We start from the raw sequence: 9,057 nt of genomic DNA, 5'->3' as shown, positions 1-9,057 counted from the left end.
ATGGTGTCGAAGTTCGAGTTGACCCACTTCGGGGTCAGGCATAGCTCCTTGGCGATGGCTTCGATGAGCTCGACATCGAATCCCGTCGTTTCGCCGCTCTCGGTGAACAACTCGAAAGGGGGATAGGGGAGGTCCGATCCGATCGTCAACATCTTCGGCTGCACGGTCGATAGCGAGGGGCAGCCGGAGAAGGGTACGGCCGTCGCCTCCTCCACATGAGACGGGAGCTGCTGCCTGGGAAAATACTTGGTGAAGATCGCCTTGTAGGTGCCGTCTGCGAAGAGGTTCTCGAGCGCCTGGTCGATGCCCTGGAGGAGCGCGAGGTTCTCCTTGTGGACGGCGAATGCGTATTTTTCGCCATTGTCGATCCGCTGGACGATCTTTAGATCGGGCTTCCTCTCGACCACGTCCTCGGAGATCGGAAGGTCGTTGATGATGGCTTGGATCTGCCCCGCCTCAAGCGCGTTGTACATATCCGGGGCCTTGATGAAGGTCACGATCTCGACGCCCCTCGGCGCGAGCGTGTCCTCCGCGTAGAAAGCGCCGGTCGTGCCCCGCTGCACGCCAACCCTCGCCCCGGGCACGAGGTCGCTCACGCTCGTGATCGGGTGGGTGGGAGGCGGGGGCGGAGCCCTCTTGTCGCACGCCGCAGCGGCCAGCACCATCGCGGCGAGCAACGCCGGCGTCCAGGCGAATCGCTTCTGCATCCTTGTCCTCTCCCGGCACGAACCGGGCACGAACCGGACCAGACGCCGGGCTCGCCCAGCTCATCCATGCGTCGGGCTGACGCTCGAAGAGGCTGCACAGGTTGTCCAGGCGGGCGCAGGCTTCCTTCACGCCGAGCCGACAGAACCCCCGGAGCGGGCTCCTCGCGTATCCGGAGGAAGGCTGTCCTCGGCGTAAAGCTCTACATCAATTCGGCCGCGCGGCTGCGGCGTTGGTGAGCAGGTTTGTGACCACCTGGTCGAGCCACGTCTCGGTCCCCGAGCGCAGCCTGCGCCTCGCCTCCTAGGGCCATTGATCACGCCGCTTCCGGCGGCGACGATCACACGGCCGCTTGCGCTCCTCGAGAAGTTGTCGGAGTTCTTCCCCGACGCGCCCGCGGAAGCCTTGCTGGGCACCGTCGCCGGCGATCCCAATACGGGCGTGGGCACTTGGACCGAGCTCCACTGGGACGACGACGTCTCCGAGAACCCTGCTGTCGGTGCCACGGAGCTGTGGGAGTTCTACAACGCGACCCCAGACGCCCACCCGATGCACGTGCACGAGGTTGCCTTCGAGGTGGTCAACCGACAACCGATCCTCGTTGACGAGGCCACCCAGCAAGTCCAGGTCGACATCGGCTTTGCACCGAACCCGCCCGAGGCGTGGGAGACCGGCTTCAAGGACACCGTCATCGCCTATCCAGGCCAAGTCACCCGCATCCGGGTGCAGTTCAAGACGTCCGGGCAATTCGTCTGGCATTGCCACATCGTCGAGCACGAGGACAACGAGATGATGCGGCCGTACCGGATCGGCCCGTTGCAGCCTGGCCAGCCGACGTAGGCGACATCCCTCTGCAGGCCGGCCGGGAAGCCCCAATCACGAGCTACCTGGTGAAGAGCCCGGCCGCCTGTGCTTCTCGACCCACAGGGCCGCGGCTGGAGACGTCCAGGGGCATCCTTGGTTTCGCCAGGCCCACGCGCGTCTACATCGGCGCGCGACCCGTTCGCTGGCCCGTGATTGGATGGGCCGTACCCAGCGAGGCCAAGCAGCGTTCCCTGGCACGGGGCTCGCTTCAGCATTGCGGCGATCCGGTACCGAAGACACCGTCGAGAGGGAAGGGCAATATGAGGGCGAACGAGGAGATCGTCCGGGAGAGGGCTGGTGCGCCGGCCTTCGAGGTCGAGCGCGTACGGCGGGACTTCCCGATCCTCCAGCGGCCGGTGAACGGGCGGCCGCTCGTGTACCTCGATACCGCCGCGAGCGCGCAGAAGCCGCGGGCCGTCCTCGACGAGATGACGCGCTTCATGAGCGAGGACTACGCCAACATCCATCGGGGCGTGTACGCCCTGAGCCAGCGATCGACGGCGCTCTACGACGCCGCGCGGCAGACGGTGGCCCGCTTCATTCACGCCGGAGACGCGCGTGAGATTGTCTTCGTCCGCAATGCGACCGAAGGGATCAACCTCGTCGCCAGCAGCTACGGGCGGCATTTTCTTGAGAAAGGCGACGAGGTCCTCATCACCCACATGGAGCACCACGCCAACATCGTGCCGTGGCAACTCCTGCGGCAGGAAAAGGGCATCGCGCTCCGCGTCGCGCCGATCACGGATGCGGGCGAGCTCGATATGGATGCCTTCGAGCGAATGCTCACGGACCGCGTCAAGTTCGTCTCGGTCGTCCACGTTTCGAACTCGCTGGGGACCGTGAACCCGGTCCAAGAGATCGTCCGTCTCGCGCACGCGCGCGGGATCCCCGTACTGATCGACGGCAGCCAAGCGGCCCTGCACATGCCGGTCGACGTGCGCGACCTCGACGCCGATTTCTACGTCTTCAGCGGTCACAAGGTATACGGGCCGACCGGGATCGGCGTCGTTTTCGCCAAGCTGTCGCACCTCGAGGCGATGCCGCCGTACCAGGGCGGTGGCCTCATGATCTCCTTCGTGACATTCGAGAGCACCGAATTTTCGCCGCCACCGCAGAAGTTCGAGGCGGGAACACCCAACATCGTCGGCGCGATCGGCCTCGGCGCTGCAATCGATTACGTGTCCTCGCTCGGCCTCGCGCATATCCACGCCCACGAGTCGGCGTTGCTCGCCTACGGCACCGAGTTGCTCCGAGAGATCCCGGGGCTCCGGTTGATCGGTACGGCCCGGGAGAAGTCGAGCATCCTGGCATTCGTCATCGATGGGGTGGACCCGCAGGAGATCGGCGCCGCCCTTGGCAGGAACGGAGTCGCGGTGCGGGCGGGGCACCATTGCACGCAACCGTTGATGGGCCGCTTGGGGATCCCCAGCACGACGCGCGCGTCGATAGGCCTTTACACCACGAGGGAGGATATCGATGCGCTCGCCAGATGCCTGCGCGAGATACGATAGCCTCCGGACGCCCGCCCGACGCGTCCGGGATCAGGGCTCCGGGACCGGGTGGATTTTCCGGATCTCCACGTGCCCGTGCTCCAGGAATGCGGTCACCACGTCCGCGTGCGCTTGAATCAACGCGACGACCTGCGGGTCCGTCGACGTCTCCACCACACGCACGCCCTTCGGCGTGGGCTCGATTGTCATCTTCGCTCCATACCAATACTTGGCACGCTCCTTGCTGTGCTTCACCGATGCCATGTTTGATATAGAGCCGTTTTACGATCCCGCTACCTACACGCTGTCGTATATCGTCTACGACCCCGACTCGAAGGACGCCGTCATCATCGACTCCGTGCTCGATTATGAGCCGTTGTCGTCCACGGTAGGCACCACCTCGGCCGAGAAGGTCGCGGCGTTCGTCGAAGCAAAGGGCCTGAGAGTCCAATGGGCGCTCGAGACGCACGCCCACGCCGACCACCTGACGGCCACGCCATGGCTCAAGAAGCGCTTCGCTCTCCGGACCGCCATCAGCGAGCGCATCCGGGAGGTCCAGGCCACGTTCAAGACGATATTCGGCCTGCCCGCTGACTTTCGCACGGACGGCAGCCAGTTCGACAGGCTCCTGGCCGATGGCGACGACATCGAGGCGGGCACACTGCGCATCGAGACCATCTCGACGCCTGGCCACACGCCGGCCTGCGTGACCTACAAGATCGGAGATGCGGTGTTCACCGGCGACGCCCTGTTCATCGAGGACTACGGCACGGGGCGCTGCGACTTTCCGAGGGGCTCGTCCCAGGCGCTCTACCACTCGGTCCACGACAGACTCTACGCCCTGCCCGACGACACGCGCGTATTCGTGGGCCATGACTACCAGCCGGGCGGCCGTCCGCTGCGCTGGCTCACCACCATCGGCAAGTCGAAGGCGCAAAACATCCAGCTCCGCGCCGCGACGACACGCGACGAATTCGTGGCGCTGCGCGACGCCCGCGACGCGACGCTCCAGGTGCCCCGCCTGTTATGGCCGAGCGTGCAGGTGAACATCGATGCCGGACGACTGCCCGCCGAACACGAGAATGGAGTCCGCTACCTCCGCGTGCCGCTGAACCTCAAGAAGCCCGTGGAAGACGACGGGACGCCCCGCGCCGCCAGGTAGTGTCCCTGCGACGGAAACACGTGTTGCAACAAGAACTGTCGCGCGCGTGCTGCCGACCGATCCACCGATAAACATCGTGAAACAGCAGTTGAAACACCGTTGCGAGCTTTTCGCTTCCGCTCGTTTCACGGGAGGGCGCCCGAGCCCTCGTCGCGCGTTGGCAAGATCGTTGCAAACGGGCCGGATATGCTCGTGCTCGCAGCGCCCCTCGCCCTCGTGATCGGCCTCAGCCTCGGCCTCCTCGGCGGCGGAGGATCCATCCTGACGTTGCCGGTCCTCGTATACGTGCTTGGTGTCGAGCCCCGAAGCGCCATCGCCATGTCGCTCTTCACGGTGGCCATCACCAGCGCGGCCGCCGCGTTTGCGCACGCGCGGAAGGGGCGCGTCTCGTACCGGACGGGCGCGGTGTTCGGGGGCGCGGGGATGGCCGGCGCCTTCGGCGGCGGCTTCGTGGCGCACGCCATTCCCGCCTCGCTCCTCATGCTGGTGTTCGCCCTGATCATGCTCGCCACCGCGGTTGCGATGCTGCGCGGCCGGCACGAGCCGGCCAGGACGCAGACCGCGCCGCTATGGAAGATCCTGGTCCTCGGCGCGCTCGTGGGCGTCGTGGCAGGGCTCGTGGGCGCGGGCGGAGGCTTTCTGATCGTCCCGGCGCTGGTGCTGCTCGGCGGCCTGGCCATGCCGGAGGCCATAGGTACGTCGCTCTTCGTGATCGCTCTCCAATCTGCGGCCGGGTTCGCGGCCCACCTCGGCCACCAGACCGTCGATTGGACGCTGACGCTCTTGATCGCCGGCTTGTCCGTGGGCGCCAGCCTCGCCGGCGCCCGCCTCGCGCATCGTCTCTCGGGCGACGCGCTTCGTCGAGGGTTTGCTTGGTTCGTCCTCGCCATGGCGATCGTCCTGCTCTTCGAGCATGTCCCCGACTCGTTGCGCCCCGCGCTGCTCGGAGGCTCGCTCATCGGGCTCGCCGCCTCGATCCTGATGCTGTTCCATGGCAGGATCGCCGGTGTCAGTGGCATCCTCGGCGGGGTGCTCTCCCCCAAAGCGGGGGACGTGGCGTGGCGAGTCGGCTTTCTTCTCGGGATGGTCGCCGGAGGAGCCGCCCTCCGCGCGCTGCGCCCGGCGGCCTTCCCCGCCGCGGCGAGCGGTCCCCTCTGGCTCCTCGCCATCGCCGGCCTGCTCGTCGGTTATGGCACGCGGCTCGCGAATGGCTGCACGAGCGGGCACGGCGTCTGCGGCATCTCACGCCTCTCGGCCCGCTCGCTCGTGGCGACGGCGACCTTCATGTTCTTCGCCTTCGTCACCGTCTTCGTCTCCACCCGCATTCTTGGAGGTATTCGATGAAATCGTTCGGCGCTGCATTCGCGGCAGGCGCGCTTTTTGCCGCGGGGCTCGGGGGCTCCGGCATGACCGACCCCACGAAGGTGCTCGGCTTTCTCGACGTGACGGGGGCATGGGATCCCTCGCTCGCTTTCGTGATGCTCGGCGCCGTGGGGGCCCATTTCGTGACCCTCCGCCTCATCCTCCGGCGCGGAGGGCCCATCTTCGGCGGGAGCTTCCAGATCCCGACCCGCAAGGACATCGATGTCCAGCTCATCGCCGGGGCGGCCGTCTTCGGGGTTGGCTGGGGGCTCGGGGGTTATTGCCCCGGGCCTGCTCTCGCCTCGCTTTCGACGTTGGCTCCCGCGGTCCTGGTCTTCATCGCAACGATGGTCGCAGGCATGCTGCTCCAGCACCTGACCGCGGACCTGTAGAAGGCGCAAAAGCTCAACACTTCGCGTTGCCCACCACGAACCGCAATGGCGTAGGCTTCTCCCGCGTCGTCCCCGCGCCAGGGGCCAGCACGACTTGCAACTCTGCGCAGGTGCCTGGGGTCCGGAAAAGCTTCACGTGGATGGCTCCGCCGGGTGCGGCCTGGATGGCGCCGAGCAGGCAACGAAAGAGACCACGTGACAGAGCACGCGGGTCGGCCTCGACCTCGATGGGCTCGATATCGCGCAAGACGAGCTCCACCCTGCGGACGCTCGCCTCGACCTCGAGCATCTCCAGAAGCTCGCGCACCATGACGTCGAGCTCCAATCGGCGCGGGGCGGCCGGCTCGTCGTCCAGCGCGAGCCCTCTCCACAGCGCTGCGTGACGCCTGAATCGCTCGAGCACCCGCGAAGCGAGCGCCAGCAACTCGCGCGCGTGCGTGAGGCGGCTCCGCGAGAGCTGCTCCGCGGCGAGCTCCAGCCGCACGCGTACGGTCGCCTGCGCTTCGAGGACGTCGCCGAGCAGCCGCTCGATCGCCTCGGGGGCCGGGCCCTGGGTGAGGACACGCCGCAGATCCCCCTCCAGCCGTACAGCCAGGAGCTCCATCTCGATGGCGTGTCCGGCGCAGAGCATGATCTCCCGCAGGCGAAGCCCGACCTCCGGCCTCCGCACGGACACGCTGAGCACGCCGGCGAACGCATCGGTGCCGTCGCGCAGCGGCATACCCTGGCAGGTAAATGGGTGAAACCCTTCGATGAAATGCTCCGGTCCGACGAGCTCGACGTACTGACCGTCCGCGAGCGCCGTGCCAATCCCATTCGCCCCGCAAGCCGCCTCATCGAGCAGCGCGCCGGGGCCGGGGACCCGCTCGGGGCCGTGGAGGGTCTGCTCATCGCCGAGTACGTCGAGGACCACCGCCCGAGCGTCTCCCAGCATGGCTGCATGGCGCTCGCCACCCGAGGCGCGGGAGAGCGCCCGCATGTAGGGCTGCGCGGCGCGAATGAGCGCCTCGTGCCGCCCTCGCAGGCGATCGGTTTCGAGCGAGCCAAGTGCTTCGGCCCTTGGACGTTTCGGGTCGGCCTTGCCGAGGTGCGAGCGCTCCCAGGATCGAAAGACATGAGGCCGCAAAAGCGACGTGGAAACGGCCCCTGTGGACCGGTAGAGACGCCCTGCCTCGAGCACTGCGTGTGGTGACGCCGTTGCCATGATCCCCCCTGATGCCGAGCGGCAGCTTCGACGCTATCCCCCGCCCTCGTTTGGTGTAGGCTATGTGTGGGCGAAGAGGAGTGTAAGGGCAATCCGCGGGTTGTTGTCCATCAATTCGTCGAATTTCCGCGCTCGGTTTCATGGCACGCTCGGCCATGGCATGACCTTACGTAACGTGAAACGAGGCAAACGGCGGCAGTAGGGGGGTGTCGTGGGGAGCGCCGATGAAAGGGTCGTGGGTTTCGAGGTGGACGAGCGGCCCGGCGCGACGTTCGACCAGGCCGCTCTCGGTATGGCCCACGTCTCCCTGGATGGCGCGTTGCTCCGGGCGAACCCGAGGCTCTGCGAGTCCCTCGGCCTTGGCCTCGATGAGCTCACGGGGCACCCCGCGGGAGACATACGGCACCCGGACGACAGGGAGGCCGCCCGCCAGCACCTCCAGGCGATGCGCGACGGCGTCATCCAATCCTCCACGCACGAGGAGCGCTTGCTACGACGGGACGGCTCATCCTTCTGGGTCGCCGTCACGCGCTCGCTCGTCCGCGGGCGTTCGAGGGCGCCGCTTTACATCATCGAGATCATGTTCGATATCGATCGCCACAAGCGCGTCGAAGAGGCACGGGAGAGAGCCCTCGCCGGCGAACGTGCTGCACGCATCCGGGTCGAGCTCGCCGAAGCGCGGATGGCACGCCTTCAGATCATCACATCCGAGCTTTCGCGTGCCTTGACGCCCACGCAGGTAGCGGACGTCGTGCTCACGCAAGGGCTCGCAGCGCTCTATGCCGATGCGGGTTACGTCGCGCTCCAAGAGGAGAACGGCATGGTCGACGTCCTCCTCGCCCCCGGATACCCGCAGGAGCTGATCGAGCCCTTGCGTCGCTTTCCTCCCTCCGCGCGCCTTCCATCTGCCGACTGCATCCGCACCGGACAGCTTCTGGTCTTCGAGTCGCGCGAGGTGTTCCGCGATGCCTACCCGGAGATACCCACGCAAAACTGGGCCAGGACCTGGGTGGCCGTTCCCATGACGGTTGGCGAGCGGGTTCTCGGAGCGCTTGGTATCACCTACCTCGAAAATTGCGAGATCACCAGCGAGGATCGGGAATACATGATGACGCTCGCCCAGCATTGCGCGCAGGCCCTCGAGCGCGCGCGCCTTTACGAGGCGGAGCAGCGGGCGCGGCTCGCGCGGGAGGAGGCGCTGGCCATCGCAGCGCATGATCTCAGGAACCCGCTTTCGGCGCTCTCGCTGGGCGCGGCGTCGATTTCGCGGATGGCTCCCGAAGGCGACGCAGGGCAACGGATCCGCGAGAGAGCGCAGAAGCTGAAGGCCACCACGGAGTACGCGATACAGATGCTCCAAAACCTCCTCGACGCAGCGATCATCGAGGCGAACACCTTGACGCTCGAGATGGCCCCGTACGAGGTCGACGCGATCATCGCCGAGATCGCGGAGGTCCACGCGCCGCTCGCAGAGCAGAAGGAACTACGGCTCCACGTCCGCCCGCTGGGGTATTCCCTGCGAGTTCCGTGTGATCGCGGTCGCCTTGCCCAGGCGCTCTCGAACCTCATTGGCAATGCGTTGAAGTTCACGGCCAAGGGCGGCGAGGTGACGCTCGCCATCGCGCTCGACGGTGCGTTCGTGCGATTCTCCGTCACCGACACGGGCGCGGGTATCACGCCCGAGAATCTGCCACGACTCTTCGATCGCTACTGGCGGCCGCGGGCGGTGCGCGGCGCGGGCACGGGGCTCGGCCTGTACATCGTCAAAGGCATCGTGGAGGGGCACGGGGGGCAGATCTTCGTCGACAGCCAGCTCGGCGTGGGAACAGCGTTCTCGTTCACGATCCCCATCGAGCGGCCGCGGGACCGTACGTAGTC

At 66.7% G+C, this 9,057-nt stretch carries 9 protein-coding genes; 6 read left to right on the top strand and 3 right to left on the bottom strand.

Annotated elements, in window-relative coordinates:
- Positions 1–707 (bottom strand): transporter substrate-binding domain-containing protein (locus E8A74_RS40360; RefSeq protein WP_136934447.1); only part of this gene is annotated, 707 nt, incomplete at its 3' end.
- Positions 708–1,017: 310 nt separating this feature from the next.
- Here E8A74_RS40360 and E8A74_RS40355 point away from each other — a divergent pair.
- Entirely contained in the window at positions 1,018–1,545 is a 528-nt protein-coding gene (locus E8A74_RS40355; RefSeq protein ID WP_232379964.1) for a multicopper oxidase domain-containing protein, read from the top strand.
- 284 nt (positions 1,546–1,829) lie between these two features.
- Positions 1,830–3,080 (top strand): cysteine desulfurase, encoded by a 1,251-nt coding sequence (locus E8A74_RS40350; protein WP_136934445.1) that lies wholly within the window; start codon positions 1,830–1,832, stop codon positions 3,078–3,080.
- Positions 3,081–3,110: 30 nt separating this feature from the next.
- Here E8A74_RS40350 and E8A74_RS53285 read toward each other — a convergent pair whose 3' ends face one another.
- Positions 3,111–3,269: a hypothetical protein gene (locus tag E8A74_RS53285; RefSeq protein ID WP_170229737.1), complete on the bottom strand. Its 159-nt coding sequence runs from the start codon at positions 3,267–3,269 to the stop codon at positions 3,111–3,113.
- Positions 3,270–3,300: 31 nt separating this feature from the next.
- On the opposite strand from E8A74_RS53285, the gene E8A74_RS40345 reads away from it, so the two are divergent.
- From E8A74_RS40345 to E8A74_RS40335, 3 genes are all read left to right on the top strand, one after another.
- Positions 3,301–4,221, top strand: coding sequence for an MBL fold metallo-hydrolase (locus E8A74_RS40345; protein ID WP_232379963.1), 921 nt, complete (start codon positions 3,301–3,303; stop codon positions 4,219–4,221).
- A gap of 186 nt (positions 4,222–4,407) precedes the next feature.
- Positions 4,408–5,565, top strand: a complete 1,158-nt coding sequence (locus E8A74_RS55860) for a TSUP family transporter (RefSeq protein WP_136934444.1) — start codon at positions 4,408–4,410, stop codon at positions 5,563–5,565.
- On the top strand, positions 5,562–5,975 hold the full coding sequence (locus tag E8A74_RS40335) for a DUF6691 family protein (RefSeq protein WP_136934443.1): 414 nt from the start codon (positions 5,562–5,564) through the stop codon (positions 5,973–5,975). Before E8A74_RS55860 ends, E8A74_RS40335 begins: the two co-directional genes overlap by 4 nt.
- A 13-nt stretch (positions 5,976–5,988) precedes the next feature.
- Here the strand turns inward: E8A74_RS40335 and E8A74_RS40330 are convergent, their stop codons facing one another.
- Positions 5,989–6,909: a sigma-54-dependent transcriptional regulator family protein gene (locus E8A74_RS40330; protein WP_136934442.1), complete on the bottom strand. Its 921-nt coding sequence runs from the start codon at positions 6,907–6,909 to the stop codon at positions 5,989–5,991.
- 505 nt (positions 6,910–7,414) lie between these two features.
- Between E8A74_RS40330 and E8A74_RS40325 the strand changes: the two genes are divergently transcribed.
- A complete protein-coding gene (locus E8A74_RS40325; RefSeq protein ID WP_136934441.1) occupies positions 7,415–9,055 on the top strand; it encodes a sensor histidine kinase in 1,641 nt (546 codons plus the stop codon).
- The last annotated feature ends 2 nt before the right edge of the window (positions 9,056–9,057 follow it).

The organism is Polyangium fumosum (genome assembly GCF_005144585.1).
Lineage (GTDB): Bacteria > Myxococcota_A > Polyangia > Polyangiales > Polyangiaceae > Polyangium > Polyangium fumosum.
This window is presented reverse-complemented; position numbering and strand designations above follow the sequence as displayed.